At 74.3% G+C, this 18976-nt stretch carries 18 protein-coding genes; 15 read left to right on the top strand and 3 right to left on the bottom strand.

What is annotated here, in order from left to right; genetic code table 11:
- The first annotated feature begins 11 nt into the window (after window positions 1-11).
- The 8 genes from ACWEPF_RS00540 (at window position 12) to ACWEPF_RS00575 (ending at window position 8569) form a co-directional block, all read left to right on the top strand.
- Complete coding sequence (locus ACWEPF_RS00540) at window positions 12-899, top strand: phytanoyl-CoA dioxygenase family protein (protein WP_452170820.1); 888 nt, start codon at window positions 12-14, stop codon at window positions 897-899.
- A gap of 1 nt (window position 900) precedes the next feature.
- The gene (locus tag ACWEPF_RS00545; RefSeq protein WP_452170821.1) at window positions 901-2244 is read left to right on the top strand and encodes a cytochrome P450; all 1344 of its coding nucleotides are present in this window, start codon (window positions 901-903) and stop codon (window positions 2242-2244) included.
- Window positions 2241-4016, top strand: a complete 1776-nt coding sequence (locus ACWEPF_RS00550; RefSeq protein WP_452170822.1) for a non-ribosomal peptide synthetase — start codon at window positions 2241-2243, stop codon at window positions 4014-4016. The genes ACWEPF_RS00545 and ACWEPF_RS00550 overlap by 4 nt, the downstream gene beginning before the upstream one ends.
- Window positions 4013-4732: a DUF6875 domain-containing protein gene (locus ACWEPF_RS00555; RefSeq protein ID WP_452170823.1), complete on the top strand. Its 720-nt coding sequence runs from the start codon at window positions 4013-4015 to the stop codon at window positions 4730-4732. Before ACWEPF_RS00550 ends, ACWEPF_RS00555 begins: the two co-directional genes overlap by 4 nt.
- A 3-nt stretch (window positions 4733-4735) precedes the next feature.
- Window positions 4736-4930 carry an MbtH family protein gene (locus tag ACWEPF_RS00560; protein WP_345287255.1) on the top strand — a complete coding sequence of 65 codons (195 nt, stop codon included), beginning with the start codon at window positions 4736-4738 and terminating at the stop codon, window positions 4928-4930.
- Window positions 4931-4965: 35 nt separating this feature from the next.
- Window positions 4966-5985 carry a methyltransferase gene (locus ACWEPF_RS00565; RefSeq protein ID WP_452170824.1) on the top strand — a complete coding sequence of 340 codons (1020 nt, stop codon included), beginning with the start codon at window positions 4966-4968 and terminating at the stop codon, window positions 5983-5985.
- The gene (locus tag ACWEPF_RS00570) at window positions 5982-7238 is read left to right on the top strand and encodes an ATP-grasp domain-containing protein (protein WP_452170825.1); all 1257 of its coding nucleotides are present in this window, start codon (window positions 5982-5984) and stop codon (window positions 7236-7238) included. Before ACWEPF_RS00565 ends, ACWEPF_RS00570 begins: the two co-directional genes overlap by 4 nt.
- A gap of 86 nt (window positions 7239-7324) precedes the next feature.
- On the top strand, window positions 7325-8569 hold the full coding sequence (locus ACWEPF_RS00575; protein WP_452170826.1) for an MFS transporter: 1245 nt from the start codon (window positions 7325-7327) through the stop codon (window positions 8567-8569).
- Window positions 8570-8648: 79 nt separating this feature from the next.
- Here ACWEPF_RS00575 and ACWEPF_RS00580 read toward each other — a convergent pair whose 3' ends face one another.
- Window positions 8649-9863, bottom strand: a complete 1215-nt coding sequence (locus ACWEPF_RS00580; protein WP_452170828.1) for a helix-turn-helix transcriptional regulator — start codon at window positions 9861-9863, stop codon at window positions 8649-8651.
- Window positions 9864-10268: 405 nt separating this feature from the next.
- Here ACWEPF_RS00580 and ACWEPF_RS00585 point away from each other — a divergent pair, with 405 nt between their 5' ends.
- The 4 genes from ACWEPF_RS00585 to ACWEPF_RS00600 all read left to right on the top strand — a co-directional run bounded on the left by ACWEPF_RS00585 (window position 10269) and on the right by ACWEPF_RS00600 (window position 15110).
- Window positions 10269-11129: an ABC transporter substrate-binding protein gene (locus ACWEPF_RS00585; RefSeq protein ID WP_452170829.1), complete on the top strand. Its 861-nt coding sequence runs from the start codon at window positions 10269-10271 to the stop codon at window positions 11127-11129.
- A gap of 94 nt (window positions 11130-11223) precedes the next feature.
- On the top strand, window positions 11224-12195 hold the full coding sequence (gene sbnA, locus ACWEPF_RS00590) for a 2,3-diaminopropionate biosynthesis protein SbnA (protein ID WP_345287242.1): 972 nt from the start codon (window positions 11224-11226) through the stop codon (window positions 12193-12195).
- Between the two features lie 54 nt (window positions 12196-12249).
- Entirely contained in the window at window positions 12250-13257 is a 1008-nt protein-coding gene (gene sbnB, locus ACWEPF_RS00595) for a 2,3-diaminopropionate biosynthesis protein SbnB (protein WP_452170830.1), read from the top strand.
- Window positions 13251-15110 (top strand): FAD/NAD(P)-binding protein, encoded by a 1860-nt coding sequence (locus tag ACWEPF_RS00600; RefSeq protein WP_452170831.1) that lies wholly within the window; start codon window positions 13251-13253, stop codon window positions 15108-15110. Before sbnB ends, ACWEPF_RS00600 begins: the two co-directional genes overlap by 7 nt.
- A gap of 197 nt (window positions 15111-15307) precedes the next feature.
- Here ACWEPF_RS00600 and ACWEPF_RS00605 read toward each other — a convergent pair whose 3' ends face one another.
- Window positions 15308-15943 carry a response regulator transcription factor gene (locus ACWEPF_RS00605; RefSeq protein WP_345287236.1) on the bottom strand — a complete coding sequence of 212 codons (636 nt, stop codon included), beginning with the start codon at window positions 15941-15943 and terminating at the stop codon, window positions 15308-15310.
- Between the two features lie 17 nt (window positions 15944-15960).
- Window positions 15961-17100, bottom strand: a complete 1140-nt coding sequence (locus ACWEPF_RS00610; protein WP_345287274.1) for a sensor histidine kinase — start codon at window positions 17098-17100, stop codon at window positions 15961-15963.
- Window positions 17101-17346: 246 nt separating this feature from the next.
- Between ACWEPF_RS00610 and ACWEPF_RS00615 the strand changes: the two genes are divergently transcribed.
- The 3 genes from ACWEPF_RS00615 to ACWEPF_RS00625 all read left to right on the top strand — a co-directional run bounded on the left by ACWEPF_RS00615 (window position 17347) and on the right by ACWEPF_RS00625 (window position 18972).
- A complete protein-coding gene (locus ACWEPF_RS00615) occupies window positions 17347-17835 on the top strand; it encodes a GNAT family N-acetyltransferase (RefSeq protein ID WP_452170832.1) in 489 nt (162 codons plus the stop codon).
- Between the two features lie 72 nt (window positions 17836-17907).
- Window positions 17908-18333 (top strand): PPOX class F420-dependent oxidoreductase, encoded by a 426-nt coding sequence (locus ACWEPF_RS00620; protein WP_452170834.1) that lies wholly within the window; start codon window positions 17908-17910, stop codon window positions 18331-18333.
- A gap of 42 nt (window positions 18334-18375) precedes the next feature.
- Window positions 18376-18972 carry a flavodoxin family protein gene (locus tag ACWEPF_RS00625; RefSeq protein ID WP_345287230.1) on the top strand — a complete coding sequence of 199 codons (597 nt, stop codon included), beginning with the start codon at window positions 18376-18378 and terminating at the stop codon, window positions 18970-18972.
- Window positions 18973-18976 lie beyond the last annotated feature (4 nt).

The following is an 18976-nucleotide window of genomic DNA, read 5'->3' on the forward strand; positions in this document are numbered from 1 at the left end:
CTGGGAGAGACATGAACGAGGAAGAGAAGTACCTGTTCGACCTGCGCGGCTACCTCGTCCTGGAGGACGTGCTCGGCGCCGAGGAGCTCGCCGGGCTGAACTCCGCGCTGGACGGGCACGGTCTGTGGGAGGGCGAGAACAAGCACGACTACCGCCTGCTCAAGCAGTACAACCCCTTCATCGCCAACGCCGGGCCGCTGCACGAGACCCAGCGTCCGGTCCGCGACCTGCTGGCCCACCCGAAGGTGCTGCCGTACCTGGAGGAGCTGCTCGGCGCCGACCTGCGCTACGACGAGGGCCAGGTGCTCTTCTCCCGCAAGGGCGCCGGCGCGCTCGTGCTGCACAACGGCAACACCCCTTGGGAGTACCCGCCGCTGAGCTACCAGGTCCGCGAGGGCCAGATCTACGCCGGCCACCTGATCGTGGCCTTCTGCCTCACCGACGCGCTCGCCGACCAGGGCGGCTTCGCCGTCGTGCCCGGCAGCCACAAGTCGCACTTCCCGATCCCGGACGAGTACGCGGCCTGGGAGAAGCCGGCCGACTTCGTCAACCGGGTGCCGGTGAAGGCGGGTTCGGTGGTGCTCTTCGCGGACACCGCCACCCACGGCAGCTGGCCCTGGGTCGCCGACTTCGAGCGGCGCGTGGTGTTCTGCCGCTACACCGCCGGGATGGTCCAGCACACCTCGCCCGCCCCGGTGCCCGAGGACACCGACTTCGACGACTGGACGCCGGTCGAGCGCCAGTTGCTCCGCCCGCCGTTCGCCTGGCACCAGGAGAACGACGGCGGCTTCAAGGAGCGCCAGCGGACCTCGGTGCGGACCGCCGAGGGCTGGGTGATGAGCGAGTACGCCCAGCAGATCATCCTGCCGGCCGAGGACACCGCCGCGGAGCGTGGCTGAGATGGCGACGCTCACCGACAGCCCCGTCGACCTCGACGGGTTCAACCAGGGGATGCGCAGCGACCCGCTCGGGACCCTGACCCGGATCCGCGCCGAGGGCACGGTCTGCGTCATCCCGTACGACGAGGGCGAGGGGGAGGGGGAGCAGCGCATCCTGATCACCACCGAGCCGGCGCTGGCCAACGCGGCCCTGGTGCACGGTCTCCGGACCCACCGGGCGCTGCTGCGCGAACTGGTCGGCAGCGGCCTGTTCGTGGTCGCCACCGGCGACCAGTGGCGGCGCCGCCGGGCGCTGCTGCGCCCGATGTTCACCCCGCGTGCGGTCGCGTCCGGGCACGGGGTGATCCTGCGGGCCGCCGAGGACTTCGTCCGGCGCGAGCTGAAGGGCCGGGACGGCCGGCCGATGGACCTCGCGGTGACCATGCAGCGGCTCAGCGTCCAGGTGATCCTGCGCTCGGTCGACCCGGCGCTGGACGGCGCGGAGCTGGAGGAGCTCACCGAGGCCCTCCAGGACGCCGTCGAGTACCTGGACCACCGGCTGTTCGTCCCGGACAGCGTGGGCGAGGCCGAGCACGAGGCCTTCCTCAAGCGCCGTTCGGCGCTGGAGGCCTTCATCGCGGGCCGGGCCGGGCAGTTCGGCTGCCCCGCCTCCGAGCCCGGCGTCCTGGCCGAGATCGTCGCCGCGCTGGGCGAGGAGGCCGCCGCCGGCGAGGACCCGCACCAGGTGCTGCGCGAGGAACTGCTCTCGGTCTTCGTCGCCGGCGTCGAGACCATGGGCACGCTGCTGACCTGGATCTTCCACAACCTGGCGCACAACCCCGAGGCGCTGCGCCGCAGTCTGGCGGAGGTCCGTGCCGAGGACCTGGACGCGCTGGCCGCGCAGCCCTCGGCCCCGAACGGGGTGCTGCCCTACCTGCGTGCCGTGGTCGAGGAGTCGCTGCGGCTCACCCCGCCGGCCTGGGCCCTGGTCCGCACGATCGAGGAGCCGCTGGAGGCCGCCGGGATCGAGCTGGTCCCCGGGGACGTGGTGCTCGCCGCCACCTACGTCATGCACCACGACCCCGAACTGTGGGAGGCACCGGAGGAGTTCCGCCCGGAGCGCTTCCTCGGCGACCGGCCGCCGGCCCAGCAGTACCTGCCCTTCGGTGCCGGGCCGCACCAGTGCCTCGGTCGTCAGTTCTCGCTGCTGGAGGCCCAGTTGGTCGCCGCCACGGTGCTCCGGCACGGGCTCGTCGAGCTGCTCGACCCGGAGCCGGTGACCGCGCTCCGTCCGCACATCGCCCTCGCCCCCGAGCCGAACCCCCAGGCCGTCTTCACCGAGTACGGACAGGAGCAGAACCGATGAGCGGTCCGACCGCCCCACGCGTCGAAGCGGCCTTCGCCGCCGTCGCGCGACGGCAGCCGGACCGCCCGGCCGTCGTGGACGGGGGCGGTGCGTACGGCTACGGCGAGCTGCTGGCCCGCGCCCGTTCCGCCGCCGCCGAGTTGGGCCGCCTGGGCGTGCGCCCGGGCGACGCGGTGCTGCTGACCGGCCACGGCGGCCGGCCGGCGGTGCTGGCCATGCTCGCGGTGCTGTTCGCCGGAGCCCACTACGTACCCGTCGATCCCTCCTTCCCGCCCGAGCGGGCGGCCCTGATGGCGCGGCTGGCCGGCGCGGTGCTCAACCTGAGCACCGACGGCGGCACCCCGCCCGTGCCGGGCCTGGTCACCCGGGCGGTGGACGGGCTCGGCCTCGGGGAGGGCGACGGCCCGTTGCCCGGTCCGACGGCCGGCCCGGACGACCTCGCGTACGTGATGTTCACCTCCGGGACGACCGGCGAGCCCAAGCCGGTCGGCGTGACCCACCGCGGTGTCACCGGCCTCGCACTCGGCGGCGGGGAGCTGCTGCTCGGCCCGGAGGACGGCACCCTGCTGCACTCCACCCTGGCCTTCGACGCCTCCACCTTCGAGATCTGGAACGCCCTGCTGGTGGGTGCCCGGGTGGTCGCCGTGCCGCACCACCCGCAGGCGCTGCACGAGCTGGCCGCCGAGCTCAGCCGTCCGGAGGTCACCACGGCCTGGCTCACCGCCGCGGTCTTCCACCTGATGGCCGCTCACCACCCCGCCGCGCTCGGCACCCTGAGGCGGCTGGCCGTGGGGGGCGACGTGGTGCTCCCCGACGTGGCCGACGCCTTCGTCGCCGCCCACCCGGGCACCGCGCTGGTCAACGGCTACGGGCCCACCGAGAACACCACCTTCAGCACCCTCGGACCGGTCGCCGGCCGGGACCGGTCGCTGTCCGCCTCGCTGCCGATCGGCTTCGCCCACCCCGGCACCTCCTGCTACGTCCTGGACGAGCGGCTGGACGCGGTGGCGGACGGGCAGCCCGGCGAACTCTTCGTCGGCGGCAGCCGGTTGGCACGCGGCTACCTCGGCCGCCCGGCCGCCACCGCCGACCGGTTCCTGCCCGACCCCTTCACCACGAGCCCCGGCTCCCGGATGTACCGCACCGGCGACCGGGTCCGGCTGCTGACGAGCGGCGCGCTGGAGTTCCTGGGCCGGACCGACGACGAGGTCAAGGTCCGCGGCTTCCGGGTGGACCCGGCCGAGGCACAGGCCGCGCTGGCCGCCGATCCCCAGGTCATGGACGCGGCCGTGCTGGCCGACCGGACCGAGGAGGGGGCCGTGCTCGTCGCGTTCGTGACCCCGGCCGGCCTCGACACCGCGGCCCTGCGCGAGCGGGTCGGCCGGTCCGTCCCGCGCCACCTGGTGGCCGAGCGGATCGTCGCCCTCGACGCCCTTCCCCTGGGCCCGACCGGCAAGGTGGACCGTCGGGCGCTGCGCGAGCTGCTGCCGTCCGCGGCCGGGCCCGGGCCGGAGGGCCCGCCCGAGCGGGCCGCCGCCCTGCCCTTCCCGGAGCTGGCGGACTCCTGGCAGCGGCACACCGGGGTGGTACCCGGCCCCGACTCGGACTTCTTCGCCGACGGCGGCAGTTCGTTGGCCTTGATGCGAGTGGTCGAGGACGTCCGGACCCGGCTCGGCGTGGAGCTGGACTTCGCCGAGGTCTACGCCCTGGAGTCGTACACCGAGATGGCCGGGCTGATAGCGGACCGACTGGGTGCGGAGGCGGCCGCATGACCGCCTCCAGCAGGTCCGCCGTGAGCGACCGCAAGGCGTCCGGGCGGCGTGAGCTCCGCATCCGGACCGAGCCGCCCGGGCACGCCTTCGCCGCCGACCTCGCCGTCGTCGACGCCTGGCTGCGCGACTACGTCGGACGCTCGCACGAGCAGCTCGGAAGGACGGGGCCGGTCTGCCCGTTCGTCCCGCCGGCCCTCAACGACCAGGCCGTGCAGTTCAGTTTCCGCTACGAGGTGGACGGCTCCAGCACGGCTGGGATCACCGAGGCGCTCACCGAGGAGCTCGCCGACTTCGCCCTCACGGCGGAGCCGCAGCCCAAGTCCGGCGCCTCGCTGGAGTGCCGGATCGTCGTGATGCCGATGACCGGTCCGGCCGGCTGGCAGCGCCTCGACGACGCGTACGAGTCGCTGAAGAACGCGGCGGTGGACGCCGGCCTGATGATCGGTCAGTTCCACCCGAACTGCGACGAGCGGGCCGCGCGCAACACCGGCTTCCGGGTCTCCGTGGCTCCGGTCGGCCTGCTGGCGATGCGCCGGATGGCCCCGCACGACGTGCTCTTCCTGACCAGCCGCCGCGACTGGTTCGAGAGGTACGACACCGCCTTCCGCGCCCACTACGAGCGCGGGCGGGTGCGCGATCCGCTGCTGCGCGAGCTCTACCACGCCGCGGTGGAGCGCTACGGCCTCCCCGCCATCGTCCCCACCGAAGGAGAGTGACCGATGAACCCGACCCAGGACCTGTTCCACGTCGTCGTCAACCACGAGGACCAGTACTCGATCTGGCCCACGTACCACGAGATCCCCCTCGGCTGGCGGGCCAGCGGCGAGGCGGCCACCCGTGAGGAGTGCCTGCGCCGGATCGAGACCGAGTGGACCGACATGACCCCCAGGTCGGTCCGCGCCGTGCCGGCATGACCTCGCCCGACCCGACCCGAGAGAGAAGAGAGCACATGGACGGCAGCGAAGCCAGGTCCGGCCTCCTGGAGATGATCGGCGGCTACCGGGCCACCGCGCTGGTGACCACCGCCGCCCGGCTGGGGCTGGCCGACCTCCTCGCCGAGGGGCCGGCCGGGCTCGGCCGGCTGGCCGAGCTGACCGGAGCGCGGCCGGACCGCCTGCTCCAGCTGCTGCGCGCGCTCGTCGCGGTCGGTCTGCTGGAGTCCCGGCCCGACGGGGCGTTCGCGCTCACCCCGCTCGGCGAGCCGCTGCGCACCGACCTGCCGGACTCGCTGCACAGCGCCGCCGTCTACTTCGGTGCGGTGAGCGCACCCTCCTTCGACTCCCTGTACGACCTCCTCCACACGGACGGCGACGGGTTCCGGAGCCGGCACGGCACCGACTTCTACGGCTTCCTCGGCACGCACTCCGAGCTGGCGGCGCACTACAACGCCGTCATCGCGGTCGAGGGCCTCGGTGACGCGCTGGCCGAGGCGTACGACTTCGGCACGGCCGCCTCGGTCGCCGACATCGGCGGAGGCAACGGCACCACCCTGGCCGAACTCCTGCTGGCCCACCCGCATCTGACGGGCACGCTCCAGGAGATCCCGCACGTGATGGAGGAGGCGCGCGACCGGCTCGCCGATCCCGGGTTGGCGGGCCGGGCCACGGCGGTGCCGGGATCGTTCCTGGACGGCGTCGTCCCGGGGGCGGACCGCTACCTGCTGGTCCGGGTGCTCCCCAACTGGGGCGATGAGGAGGCCCTGCGGATCCTGCGCCACTTCGCCGCCGTGATGACGCCCGGGGCCAGGCTGCTCATCGTGGACGCCGAGATGCCGGAGCAGGTGGCGGCCGGCGCCTTCGCGCCGATCGGCGACCTGCACGCGCTGGTCCACTTCGGCGGGCGGCTGCGCAGCCGCTCGGAGCTGGCCGGGCTGCTGTCGGCCGCCGGGCTGAGGTTCTCCGGCGCCGCCTCCGTCCCCGTCCCGGGCCGGCCCCAGTGGTCGCTGTCCGAGGTCGAGGTGGACCGGTGACGGGCCGTCGGCTGCCGCGGGTCGCCGTGGTCTACGCCGACGGCGCTGCCGGCCCCGGGACGGTGCTGGCGGACGCCGAGGGGCTGTGCGAGGTGGTTCTCGTGTGCGACGCCGCACAGCCGGGCGTCGCACCCCTGCTGCGCGGCCTGCGCCGCCGGGCGACGGTGTGCGACATCACCGGACTGAGCCCGGCCGAGGCCGCCGAGGCGGTCCGCCGGGAGGCGCCCGAGGCCATCGTCACCTTCAGCGAGTACTGCCTCGGCCGGACCGCGGAGCTCGCGGCCGAGCTCGGCCTCCGGTACCACGGTGCCGCGACGGTGCGGCTGCTCACCGACAAGCTGGCGCAGCGCGCGGCCCTGGCGGCGGCCGGCGTGGACGCCACCGGCTGCCGGCTGGCGGAGTCCGCCGAGCAGGTGCTGGAGGCGGCCGCGGAGCTGGGCTACCCGGTCGTGGTCAAGCCCCGGACCGGAGCGGGCAGCCGGAACACCGTGAGGCTGGACTCCGCCGAGCAGGCCGTCCGCGCGCTGCCCGCCGTGATGTCGGGCGAGGTCGGCCAGGACCGGGTGTTCGTGGTCGAGCAGTGCCTGGTCGGAGATCCCTCCGCCGCCGGGGAGGGCTGGGGCGACTACGTGTCAGTGGAGGGGCTGGTGCACCGGGGGGAGGTCGTGGCCTCCTGCGTGTCGGGCAAGCTGCCGCTGGCGGAGCCGTTCCGGGAGACGGGCTTCTTCGTGCCCTCGACGCTCTCCCCGGAGCTGTCGGCCGAGGTGCAGGCCCTGGCCGCCGACGCGGTGCGGGCGCTCGGGATCCGGGACTCGGTGACCCACACCGAGGTGAAGCTGACCCCGTCGGGCCCGCGGATCATCGAGGTCAACGGCCGGGTCGGCGGGCACGTGGTGGACCTCGTCCCGAGGGGCTCGGGCGCCAGCCTGGTCCGCTCCGCGCTCGAACTCGCGCTCGGCCGGCGCCCGTCGGCGGCCTCCTTCGACTTCTCCGGCGTGACCTTCGAGTGGGTGCTCCTCCCGCCCGTCGAGGCCCGCGAACTGACCGGGCTGCACGGGGTGGAGGAGGCCGAGGCGCTGGACGGCGTCACCGCCGTCGACGTCCTGGCCCGGCCCGGCCAGCCGATCGACTGGCGGATCGGCAACCAGACGCTCGGCCTGGTGCACGGCCGGGTGATCGACCACGATGGCCTGCGGCACCTCGTGGATCAGGTGGCCCGCACCTTCGTGGCCACCTATCAGAGCGTGTCCTGACCACGGTCCGCGACCCGGGGGCGGCCGTACCGGCCGGCCCCGCACACCGACGGCGCGCCCGGCGCGCCTCGACAGAAAGGCAAGTGATGCTGGATCAACTGCGGCGGCCGCTGCGGTCCCGGCCGTTCCGGATGGTCTGGGCGGGGGAGGGCGTCTCGATCCTCGGTGACCTGAGCTTCGAGGTCGCCTTCATCTGGCTGGTGCTCCAGGAGACCGGTTCGGCCGCCGTCCTGGCCGGCGTCGTGCTGGCCCAGGCCATTCCGCGCGGCCTCCTGATGCTGCTCGGCGGGGCGCTCACCGACCGGCTGTCCCCCCGTACCGTGATGCTGGCGACCCACGTGGCGCGCGGCAGCGCGGTGGTCGCCCTCGGTCTGGCGAGCGCGTTCGACGGCGTGCAGGTCTGGCAGTTCTACGCCATCGCCATCGTGATGGGCGTCGCCGAGGCCTTCTTCTGGCCGGCCAGCGACAGCATCCTGCCCTCGCTGGTGGACGAGGAGGACCTGCCCCGGGCCAACGCGCTGGCCGGCTTCAACGAGCAGGGCGCGCGGCTGCTCGGACCGGTCCTCGGCGGCGCCCTGGTGGCCGCGACCGGTGCCACCGGCGCACTCTTCTTCAACGCCGCGACCTTCCTCTTCGCGGCGCTGAGCCTGCGCGCGGCCCCGGCCCGCCCGGCGGACCCCGAAGCCAAGTCGCCCTCGGTCGCGGAGATCCGGTCGGAGATCGCCTCGGGGCTGCGGTACGCCCGGCGGAGCCGCGAGGTCCGCTCCGTCCTGCTGCTCATCTCGGCGTCGGCGCTCAGCTACAGCGGGCTCTTCTCGGTCGGCCTGCCGGCCCTCTCGCGGAGCTTCTCGGAGAGCGCGCTCGCCCTGGGCGTGCTGATCTCCTCCTGGGGCCTCGGCCAGCTGGTCGGCACCATCGCGGCAGCCGTCACCGGCCTCCCCCGCCGCTGGGGCCTGCTGATCATCGGCATGACCCTGTGCGAGGGCCTGGCGTTCGCGGTCCTCGGCTTCCTGCCCAGCCCCTGGGCCGCGGCCGCGCTGCTGGCCGTGCTCGGCGTGGGCGTCGCCTACTCCAGCGACGTGGCGCTGCCGACCTTCATCCAGACCCGGACGCCCACCGACTTCCTCGGCCGGATGAACAGCATCATGGGCCTGCCGCGGGTGGTGCTGGAGCCGCTCTCGTTCGCCCTCATGGGCATGCTGGTCACGGTCGGCGTCCAGTGGGGCTTCGTCATGGCGGCCCTGCCGATGATCGCGGTCGGCATCACCCTGTCACTGAGCAAGGACGCCCGGAGCCTCAGCACCGAGCAGACCCCCGCGCCGGTGGGCTGAGTCCGGCCGCACCCGGCCCGGAGCCGCTCCAGGAACCGTTCCTGGGGCGGCTTCGCCGTCTCCGCGACGTGACGGCCCGTCAGGCGGGGGTGGGGCCGGGTCGGGCGCCCGGGCGGGCGGGGGCCGGGGCGGTCTGGTCGAGCCAGCCGAGCTGGGTGGCGATGACGCCGGCCTGGAAGCGGCTGTCGGCGCCCAGGCGTTGGGTGATCTCGGCGACCAGGCGGCGCACGGTGCGTTCGGAGACGGCCAGGCGGCGGGCCATGGACTCGTCGGTGAGGCCGGAGGCGAGCATGCGGAGGATCTCGTGGTGGCGCTCGGTGAGGTCGGGGTCGGGGGCGGCGGGGCCGGTGTGGGTGGGGGCGAAGTCGGCGGAGAGCGACCAGCAGTGCTCGAAGAGCTGGCGGAAGACGGCGACGAGCTGTTCGCCGTGGACCACCAGGGCGGCGATCTCGTCGGGGACGGCGGGGGCGGGGAGGACGGCGAGGGAGCCGTCGACCAGGATCATCCGCATGGGGAGGGTCTGCGCGGTGCGCACCCGGGCCCCGGCCCAGGAGAGTTCGGCGAGGTAGCCGTGCAGGGCGGGGGTGGCGGCGGAGGATCCGAGGTGGACGGAGCGGATGGTGACGCCGCGTTCGAGCAGGAGCTTGTCGCGGGAGAGCCCGGCCGCCAGCATCTCGCGGGCCACCGGGGGGCCGGGGTGCAGGGAGAGGAAGTCGGAGCGGGCGCGTCGGACGACGTCCTCCAGCATGGCGGTGACCCGGGCCGGACCTATCACCAACTCGGTTGCCGCGCCTGACAGTTGGTCCGCGTGCAGCGGGTGGAAGTCGGTCAGCAGCCGGGCCAGGGTGTGCCGGGCGGCGGCGGCTTCGGCCAGCCGGGTCGCGACGCGCTGCTCCTCGTCGGCCAGCAGCCGGCTGATCGCGCTGGTCGGCGAGAGGGTGGTCCAGCCGCTGGGCGTGGTCGCGGCCGGGGCCAACAGGCCCATGGTGTCCAGCAGTTCGATGGCGCGGACGAAGCGGTCGTCGTCCCAGCCGAGCCGGGCCCGGGCCGGGGACGGGTCCCACTCCGGGTCGTCCAGGGCCCGTCGGTAGATCTCGCGGGCGTCGGCCAGGGCGGTGCTGTCCTCGGCCAGGGCCGCCGTCAGGGTGCCGTAGTCCTCGGCGAGCGGGGCGTGCGGCTGGTACGGCTGGTGCGCCTGCTGTGGCTGGTCGGCGCCGGTGGGCCGCCTGTCCCGCTCGGCCGTGCGGCGCTGGTGGGGCGGGGTGGCCGCCTTCTGAGCGCTCTGTTGGATCACTCGAGCAAGTGTCCGCGACCGGTCGTGGCCTGTACAGGAAAGGCGTACGTACTGTTCCAAGTCGCGGCGGCGGGTGACGATGGATCCACCGGCCGGCGCACGGCGCTGAACAGGCCGGATCCCCTGACGAGTGGTCCGACGAGGAGGCGTTGTCATGCGGCGAGTTGACCCAATGGGTGCCGTTCTTGGTCAGGAGTCCGGCCGGTCCGGCCGTTCCGGCGGGCGTGCCGTGTCCGGCGTGTCCGGTGGCGGACGTCTGCGGGTCCTGGCCGGGCTGCTGCTGAGCACCGTCCTGCTGGCCGGGGTGCAACTGGCCGAGCCGGTGCGGTCCTCGGCGATCTGGGGTTAGCCCCGGTGGAGTCGGCGAGAGCGGGCGGCCCGGTGGGCGGCCCCAGGATCGCACTCGTGCTGCCGGCCACCGGCCCCCGGGCCGCCTGGGGCCGGACGCTGCGGGCGGTGGCCAGGGGCGGCACCGGACCGGCGATCGAGTGGGTGCTGCACGACGAGTCGGCGGCCCTGGACGGGGCCCGTCGGGTGGCCCGCAAGGTGGTGGAGAGCGGCGGGTACCGGGCCGTGGTCGGCCACCTGGGCAGCCGGGGCGCGGCCGCCGCGCTACCGCTCTACCGGGCGGCGGGGCTGCCCTGTCTGCTGCCGGTGACGGCCCTGCCGAGCGTCCCGGGGCAGCCGGGCGGCGGGCCCGACGGGCAGCCGCTGGCGCTGAGTTGGGCGCCGGACGAGGCCGGTCAGGCGAAGGCCCTGTTGGCGGCGCTGGACTCGCTGGGCGCCACCGGGGTCGGCGTGCTGACCGACGGCAGTGCGTACGGCTACCGGCTCGGTGTCCACCTGCTGGGGGCCGACTCGCCGGACCGGCCGGTGCGGACCGTCGGCCCGGTGGGGCCGGTGCCGTCCGCACTGCGCACGGTGGTGGTGGCCGCGCGGTTCCACCGGGCGGCCGAACTGGCAAGAGGGCTCAGGGAGTCCGGGTACACCGGGCAGCTGGCCTTCCCCGACGACTGTGAACTGGCGGAGTTCGCCCGGCTGGCCGGTACGGCCGCGGCCGGGGCGCTGCTCTGCCGCCCGGCCGGTGGCCGGGCCCCGAGGGTCCGGGCCGCGCTGGCCGCGCTGGCCGGTGCCCTGACCGACCGCCCCGGGGTGACCGGGGTCGAACTGGCCGCCGCGGTGCGGGAGCGCTCGGCGCTGCTGCTGGACACCGCCGGAGCGCCGGTGGCGGACAGCTGGCAGGTCGTCAGGATGACGGGCTGCTGAGCGGCTTCGGCCGCCGGCTCGCCGCCCCGTCCGCTTCCCGCGTCCGCTCCCCGCGCCTGTCAGAGCCCCACTCCCCCTACCGACAGGTTCCGTGATGTTATTTCGGCATGCCTACGAGATCGTGCTGGACGATCTCTTCCTGGACCTCAACGGCTTCGTGCCCGGGGTCGACCTGACCCTGAAGATCGAGGGCCTGAATCCGGCCGGGTCGATCAAACTCAAGGCCGCGGTGGGCCTGTTGGACGACGCCGAGGCCCGCGGCGTGCTCCGCGCCGGGGGCCGGGTGATCGAGTCCTCCTCCGGCAACCTCGGGATCGCGCTGGCCTCGGTCTGCGCGGCCCGCGGCTACGCGTTCACCTGCGTGATCGACCCCAACACCTCCGTCCAGTCGATCGGGCTGATGCGGGCCTTCGGCGCCGAGGTCGCGATGGTCGACCGCCGGGACGCCAACGGCGGCTTCCTGCAGTCCCGGATCGACCACATCCAGGAGCGGCTGCGGGAGGACCCCGAGCTGGTCTGGCCGAACCAGTACGCCAACCCGGCCAACCCGGCCGCCCACCGGGAGCGCACCGCCGCCGCCATCGGCAAGCAGTTCCTCGACGTGGACGTGCTGTTCGTCGGCGCCGGCACCACCGGCACCCTGATGGGCTGCGTGGAGTGGTTCCGGGCCAACTCGCCGCTGACCAGGATCATCGCGGTGGACACCGAGGGCTCGGTGACCTTCGGCCACCCGGGCGGCCGCCGCCACATCCCGGGCCTGGGCACCAGCCGCCGCCCGGAGATCCTGCGCCCCGAGGGCGTGGACGAGGTGGTCCTGGTGCCCGAGGCCGAGGCGGTCCGGATGTGCCGCCGCCTGGCCGTCGAGCGCGGGCTGGCGATGGGCGGATCCACCGGCTCGGTGCTGGCCGCGGTGGACCGCAAGCGGCTCGAACTCCCGCCCGGCGCCTCGGTGGTGGCGATCGGCCCGGACCTCGGCGAGCGCTACCTCGGCACCGTGTACGACGACGCCTGGGTGGCCGAGCGATTCGGTGACCTCCTGGAGACCGCCGCCGCGGCGCACCACTGACCCTTCCCGTCCCATCCACTCTTCCCCAGTGCCCAAGTGGCAAGGAGCAGCAGCGTGTTCGAGTTCAGCGTGATCGGCGGCAAGGCCGCCAGGGAGATCATCGGCCGGAGCCGGCCCCGGATCGTCGAGCAGGTCCGGGAGACCTACCTGACCCACGAGGCGGGCGAGTCGGTCAACCCGGACAGCTACTTCCTGCGCTTCCCCGAGAAGCCGGACGCCCGGATCATCGCCCTGCCCGCGTACCTCGGCGGCGGCCAGGACGTGGCCGGCATCAAGTGGATCAGCAGCTTCCCGGCCAACATCGAGCAGGGCGTCCCGCGCGCCTCGGCCGCCCTGCTGCTCAACGACTACGCCACCGGCTACCCGTACGCGGTGCTGGAGGCCTCCCAGATCAGCGCGGCCCGCACCGCCGCCTCGGCGGTGCTGGCGGCCGAGGTGCTGTCCGGCGGCCGCCGGGCGGAGCGGGTGGTCGTGGTCGGCGCGGGCATCATCGCCCGGAACATCCTGGAGTTCTTCCGGTCCCGTGACTGGGAGTTCGGCACCGTCCAGGTGCACGACCAACTGCCGCAGTACGGCGAGGCCCTGGTGGAGTACACGGCGGGTGAGCTGGGCTGGGCGGCGGAGTTCGCCCCCGAGCTGGCGCCGGTGCTCAAGGGGGCCGACCTGGTGGTCTTCGCGACCACGGCGGGCGAGCCGTACGTGACCGCCCCGGACAGCTTCGCCCCCGGCCAGCTGGTGCTGAACATCTCGCTGCGCGACATCGCCCCGGAGCTGATCCTCGGTTCCTACAACGTGCTGGACGACGTCGAGCACTGCATGAAGGCCAACACCTCCCCGCACCTGGCCGAACAGCTGGTCGGGAACCGGGACTTCGTCACCGGGACGCTGGCCCAGGTGATCAACGGGGACGCCGCGGTCGGCGACGACAAGCCGGTGGTCTTCTCGCCCTTCGGCCTCGGGGTGCTGGACCTCGCGGTCGGCAGGTTCGTGCACCAGGAGGCCCAGCGGTCCGGCCAGGCGGTCGAGATCGCCGACTTCTTCGGGGAGACCAAGCGGTGGTGACGACGGACGTGACGGACGCGGCGCACACGACGGCGGAGGCCAGGATCGGCGTCATCGGGCTCGGCTCGCGCGGGCTCGGGGTGCTGGAGCGCATCATCACCCTCGCCTCCCAGGAGAGTTGGGGTCGGCGGCCGGTCCGGGTCGAGCTGGTGGACCCGGTCGGCGACGGCAGCGGGCTGCACGACCCGGAGCAGCCGGACTACCTGCTGCTGAACACCGTCGCCGCGCAGGTCTCGCACTTCCCGGAGGAGGCCACCGTCGGCGACGCGGTGGCGGACCGGGGCACCGACCTGTACACCTGGGTCACCGGCCGCAGCCTCCGGCTGGCCGAGGACGGCTTCACCCTCGGAGCGTTCGGCCGACCGGTCGCACCCGACGACTACCTGCCCCGGCGGATCCTCGGCGAGTACCTGGCCTGGTGCCTGCGCCGGACCTTGGCCCGGGCCCCCGAGCACGTCACGGTGGAGCTGCACCGGACCACCGCGATCGCCCTCAACGAGGCCCCGGACGGCGGCCGTTCGATCACCCTGGAGGACGGCCGCCGGGTCGAGGTGGACCACGTCTTCCTGACCACCGGTCACACCCCGCCCGCCGAGCCGGCCCCCGGCCCGGGCGGCGAGCGGTACCTGCGGGAGATCTACCCGCTGCCCGGCCAACTGGCCAGGATCGAGCCCGGCCAGACGGTCGCGCTCGGCGGCACCGGACTGTCCGCGATGGACGCGCTGGCCGCGCTCACCGTCGGCCGGGGCGGCGAGCACGTGCCCGGCCCCGACGGCCGCCGCTGCTACCTGCCGAGCGGCCGCGAGCCGCGCATCCTGCTCTACTCCCGCACCGGGCTGCCGTTCCGGGCCCGGCCGGAGAACAACCGGCGCGGCGGCTACCAGCCGATCGCCTTCACCCGCCAGGCCGTCGACCGACTGCGCACGGACCGGCCGGAGTTGGACCTGCGCGAGCAGGTCGAACCGCTGATCCTGACCGAGATGCGGATCGCCTTCCACCGCCGCACCGCCGCGCTGGCCGGAGGAGAGGAGCTGGAGGCGGTGGTCGAGCGGGCGCTCCGGGAGGCCCACGCGGCCGGCCGGATCGGTGCCGAGCTGGACCGGCTCGACCGCGAGCAGGGCGAGTTCGACCCGGTCGAGCTGGTGCACCCGCCGGTCGGCGGAACCGAGGACCGGGAGGCGTACCAGGCCTGGTACCTGGACCGGATCGCCCAGGACCTGGCGCAGGCCCGGCTGGGCCTGGCCGGCAGCCCGGTGAAGTCCGCCCTGGAGGTGCTACGCGACCTGCGCGACGTGATCCGCTACGCGGTGGACTTCGGCGGGCTGGAGGAGAAGTCCCACGAGGAGTTCTACGGCTCCTACACCGGGGTGCTCAACCGCAACGTCACCGGGCCCCAACTCGACCGGCACGCCGAGCTGTTGGCACTGGTGGAGGCCGGGATCGTGAAGATCCCGTTCGGCCCGGCGCCGACCGTGGAGTGGGACGGCCTGGGCTGGGTGGTCTCCTCCACCGAACTGGCCACCCCGCACCAGGAGTGGGTCGACTGGCTCTGCCTGGCCACCTCCGGCCAGCCCGACGTGGAGCGCACCGCCAGCCCGCTGCTGCGGCAGCTCCGCGACAGCGGCCGGATCCGGCGGCACCGCCCGTCCGCGCCGAGCAGCCGCGGCGTGGACGTCACCCGGGGCAACCAGCCGATCGGCGCCGACGGCACGGTGGACGAGCGGCTCTGGGTGCTCGGCCCGCTCTGCGAGGGCGCCACCTTCTACAACCACTACGTCCCCTCGCCCGGTGGCCCCAACCGGGCCTTGGCCGACGCCCACCGCTGCGTGGGAGACCTCTTCGACCGCCTCTGACACCGGCTCGCCCTCCGCCCGGAGGGCGGACAGGGGCGCGAGGAACTGCGCGAGACGGAAGAACGAGACCCGTGAGCCGGGTACGGAGAGCCACGTGCACGTGAGCGTCCGTACCCGGCACACGGGTCGTTGCCTGCCGCAGCGCGCAGTTCCCCGCGCCCCTGGGCGCTGCCCGTCCGGGCGGATCCGGCGAAGGTTCAGCGGAGCAGTCGGCGCTCCTTGGCGACGGCGACCGCGCCGGAGCGGGTGTCGACGCCGAGCTTGTCGTAGATCCGCCCCAGGTGGGTCTTCACGGTGGCCTCGCTGATGAACAGCGCGCGGGCGATCTCCCGGTTGCCCAGGCCCTGGGCCAGCTGGGCGAGGATCTCCTGTTCCCGGTCGGTGAGTTGGGGCACCGGCGTGCGCAGCTGGGCCATCACCCGGGAGGCCACCGGGGGCGAGAGGGTGGTGCGACCCTCGGCGGCGGCGTGGATCGCGGCGAACAGCTCCTCCGGCCGCTCCGCCTTGAGCAGGTAGCCGGTGGCCCCCGCGGCGATCGCCCGGTTGATGTCGGCGTCGGTGTCGTAGGTGGTGAGCACCAGCACGTACGGTGCTCCCGGCCGCCCGGCGATCCGGCTGGTGGCCTCCACCCCGTCGATGCCGTCGCCCAGTTGGAGGTCCATCAGCACCACCTGGGGCCGCAGCTTGGCCGCCAGCGCGATGGCTTCCTCGCCACTGCCGGCCGCACCCACCACCTCGATGTCGGGGGCGCTGCCCAGCAGGGCCAGCAGCCCGGCCCGGACCACCGCGTGGTCGTCGCAGACCAGCAGACGGACGGGGGTGGTCGCGGTCATGGGTCCTCCGGTCGTCGTCACTGGGCGTCTGCGGGGAGTTCGAGCGGGATGGCCGCCGTGACCACGGTGCCCTCGCCCGGGGCGGACTCGACGGTCAGGGTGCCGCCCAGTTGGCGGACCCGGGCCCGCATCGCGGGCAGGCCGTGCCCCCGGGACGGGTCGGCCTCCGCGCCCGCCGGGATCGGTGGCAGGCCGCGGCCGTCGTCGCCGATGTCGAGGACCACCTGGTCGCCGAGGTAGGAGAGGGTGAGCGCGGCGGTGCGGGCTCCGGAGTGTTCGCGGACGTTGGCCAGCGCGCCCTGGGCGATCCGCAGCAGTGCGCTGCGGACGGCGTCCGGCAGCGGGGCCGGGGTGCCCTCCAGGTGGCAGCGGACCGTCAGACCGCTCTCCGCCGCCTCGCGGTCGGCGAGGGTGCGCAGCGCCTGGTCCAGCCCCACGCCGTCGGCCAGGTCGGCCGGGGTCAGGTCACGGACGAAGCGGCGGGCCTCGGCGAGGCTGCGGGCGGCGATCGACGCGGCGGTGTGCACGTGGGTGCGGGCGGTGGCCGGGTCGGTGTCCCAGACGCGGTCGGCCGCCTGGAGCAGCATCTGCTGGCTGGACAGGCCCTGGGCCAGGGTGTCGTGGATCTCGATGGCCAGCCGCTGACGCTCCGCCAGGACGCCCTCGCGACGGTTGGTGTCGGCCAGGGCACGGCGGGTCGAGACCAGGTCGGCGATCAGGGCGCGCTGGCGCTCGGCCTGACGCTCCATCTGGAGGAAGACCACGGTGGCCAGGCCGGCCACGGCGGGCGGGGCGAGCAGGGTCACCGGGTCGATGCCGTCCGCGAGCTGCTGTTCGGCGTACATCACCAGGCCGGTCAGCAGGGCCACCAGGGGGACGGCGGCGGTGGCCGGGAGGGTGCGGAGCGCGGTGTAGATCAGCGGGACGGCGCACCAGGCGAAGCTCGGGGCGAGCAGCACCAGGACGGTCCAGAGGCCGGCCACCAGGGCGAGGCGGGCGATCCGGAGGGCCCGTCCGCGGCGGCGCAGTTCCGGGAGCTGGGCGAGGGCGAGGGCGGCACTGAGGGCGATCACCCAGCCGGCCCGGCCGCTGTCGCCGTGCCGCAGCAGGTAGCGGGTGAGGGAGGCTCCGAGCAGCAGCAGGAACGCGCCGTACATCACGACCGTCAGCCGCAGGCCGCTGCGCTCCGCACCACTCGTCTCGCTCACGGTTCCATCCTGGCCCGGGACGGCACCGAAGGGGGTCAACCGATCGGCTGACATGGGCTCGGGTCGCCTCCGGCGGGCTTGGGAGGGGTGGGGTGGCCCCTGGTGGGTGGTCGTACTGTCGTCCCCGTGCGGGGGAATCCGCGCCGGGTGGCCCGCCGGTGGGGTGGGGCCCGGGGAGTGATCACGGAGTTGGGGATGACGGACTTCAGCATCGAGACCGCGCGGCTGCGGCTGCGCCCGTACACGGCCGAGGAGGCCGAGCTGGTGGCCGGGGGCGGCGGACGCTCGCCGGAGTGGAGCGCGGGGTACCCGCGGGAGGACGACCGGGACGTGGCGCGGATGTTCCTGGGGCTGCCGGCGGGCGAGCCGCTGTACGGGCCGCTGCAGATCGTGCTGCTGAGCACCGGTCAGGTGATCGGCGGCATCGGCCTCTTCGGCCCGCCGGACGAGGAGACCGGCACGGTGGCGTTCGGCTACGGCGTCGCCCCCGAGGCGGAGGGGAAGGGCTACACCACCGAGGCCGTCCGCGCCCTGCTCGACCGGGCCTTCGCCGGAGGCCGGGCCCGCCGCGCGGTGGCCGACACCACCCACGACAACCTCGGCTCGCAGCGGGTGCTGGAGAAGGCCGGTCTGCGCCGCACCTCCTCCGACGAGACCCTGCACCACTACGCCCTGGAGTCCTGACTCCCGGAGCACCTCGGGGCGGCCCCGGCGCGCCGGGGCCGCCCCGGCCGCCGGGTCGGTCACGATGACCCCATGCCTCAGATGACCGAGCCCGAGTGGCGCGCGTTCCTCTCGGCCGGGACCAGGACCGGCAAGCTCGCCACCGTCCGGGCGGACGGCAGCCCGCACGTGGCGCCGGTCTGGTTCCTGCTGGAGGGCGGGGAGCTGATCCTCAACACCGGGGCGGAGACGGTGAAGGGCCGGAACCTGGCGAGGGACGGCCGGGTGGTGGTGTGCGTGGACGACGACCGGCCGCCGTTCGACTTCGTCACCGTCCGGGGGCGGGCCAGGCTCAGCGAGGACCTCGACGAGGTGCGGTACTGGGCCGGCCGGATCGCCGCCCGCTACATGGGGGAGGAGCGGGCCGAGGAGTACGGGGCGCGGAACGGGGTGCCCGGCGAGCTGCTGGTCCGGATCGCGATCGAGAAGGTGGTCGCGGTGACCCGGGTGGCCGACTGAGCCGCCCGCCGGACCCGCCCGGGCGGTCAGTACGATCGCCGGATGACCGCATCTTCCGCCGAATCCGTCCCCTCGGACCCCGGGCTGACGGACCGTCGCTTCCTCTTCCTGCTCGGCAGCGTCCGGGAGGACGGCAACTCCGAGCAGCTCGCCCGGCTGGCCGCCGAGCACCTCCCGGCCGGCGTCGAGCAGACCTGGCTCCGGCTGGAGTCGCTCCGGCTGGAGCCGTTCGGCGACATCCGGCACACCGGTGACGGCAGCTACCCACCGCTCGCCGGCAACGCCCTGACCCTCTTCGAGGCCACCGCGCGGGCCACCGACCTGGTGATCGTCTCCCCGCTGTACTGGTACACCGTCTCCACCAGCGTCAAGCACTACCTCGACCACTGGTCCGGCTGGTTCCGCGTCCCCGGCTCGGACTTCCGCGCCCGGATGCGGGGCACCACCCTGTGGAGCGTCACCTCGCACTCCGGCGAGCGCTCCGACGTGGACCCGCTGATCGGCACCCTGAAGCTCACCGCCGACTACATGGGCATGCCCTGGGGCGGCGCCCTGCTCGGCAACGGAACCCGCCCGGGTGACGTCCGCAACGACGAGCTGGCCCTGGCCGAGGCGAGGACCTTCTTCGCGGGCGTCTGACGGA

This window comes from Kitasatospora sp. NPDC004289 (assembly GCF_053602875.1).

What these genes read in the sequence shown, in the direction of transcription:
- ACWEPF_RS00565 (WP_452170824.1), top strand. Translation starts at nt 4,966, where the DNA reads ATGGACGGCAGCGAAGCCAGGTCCGGCCTCCTGGAGATGATCGGCGGC.
- ACWEPF_RS00605 (WP_345287236.1), bottom strand. Translation starts at nt 15,943, where the DNA reads ATGACCGCGACCACCCCCGTCCGTCTGCTGGTCTGCGACGACCACGCG.
- ACWEPF_RS00540 (WP_452170820.1), top strand. Translation starts at nt 12, where the DNA reads ATGAACGAGGAAGAGAAGTACCTGTTCGACCTGCGCGGCTACCTCGTC.
- ACWEPF_RS00610 (WP_345287274.1), bottom strand. Translation starts at nt 17,100, where the DNA reads ATGTACGGCGCGTTCCTGCTGCTGCTCGGAGCCTCCCTCACCCGCTAC.
- sbnA (WP_345287242.1), top strand. Translation starts at nt 11,224, where the DNA reads ATGTTATTTCGGCATGCCTACGAGATCGTGCTGGACGATCTCTTCCTG.
- ACWEPF_RS00560 (WP_345287255.1), top strand. Translation starts at nt 4,736, where the DNA reads ATGAACCCGACCCAGGACCTGTTCCACGTCGTCGTCAACCACGAGGAC.
- ACWEPF_RS00550 (WP_452170822.1), top strand. Translation starts at nt 2,241, where the DNA reads ATGAGCGGTCCGACCGCCCCACGCGTCGAAGCGGCCTTCGCCGCCGTC.
- ACWEPF_RS00615 (WP_452170832.1), top strand. Translation starts at nt 17,347, where the DNA reads ATGACGGACTTCAGCATCGAGACCGCGCGGCTGCGGCTGCGCCCGTAC.
- ACWEPF_RS00575 (WP_452170826.1), top strand. Translation starts at nt 7,325, where the DNA reads ATGCTGGATCAACTGCGGCGGCCGCTGCGGTCCCGGCCGTTCCGGATG.
- ACWEPF_RS00545 (WP_452170821.1), top strand. Translation starts at nt 901, where the DNA reads ATGGCGACGCTCACCGACAGCCCCGTCGACCTCGACGGGTTCAACCAG.
- ACWEPF_RS00555 (WP_452170823.1), top strand. Translation starts at nt 4,013, where the DNA reads ATGACCGCCTCCAGCAGGTCCGCCGTGAGCGACCGCAAGGCGTCCGGG.
- ACWEPF_RS00625 (WP_345287230.1), top strand. Translation starts at nt 18,376, where the DNA reads ATGACCGCATCTTCCGCCGAATCCGTCCCCTCGGACCCCGGGCTGACG.
- ACWEPF_RS00620 (WP_452170834.1), top strand. Translation starts at nt 17,908, where the DNA reads ATGCCTCAGATGACCGAGCCCGAGTGGCGCGCGTTCCTCTCGGCCGGG.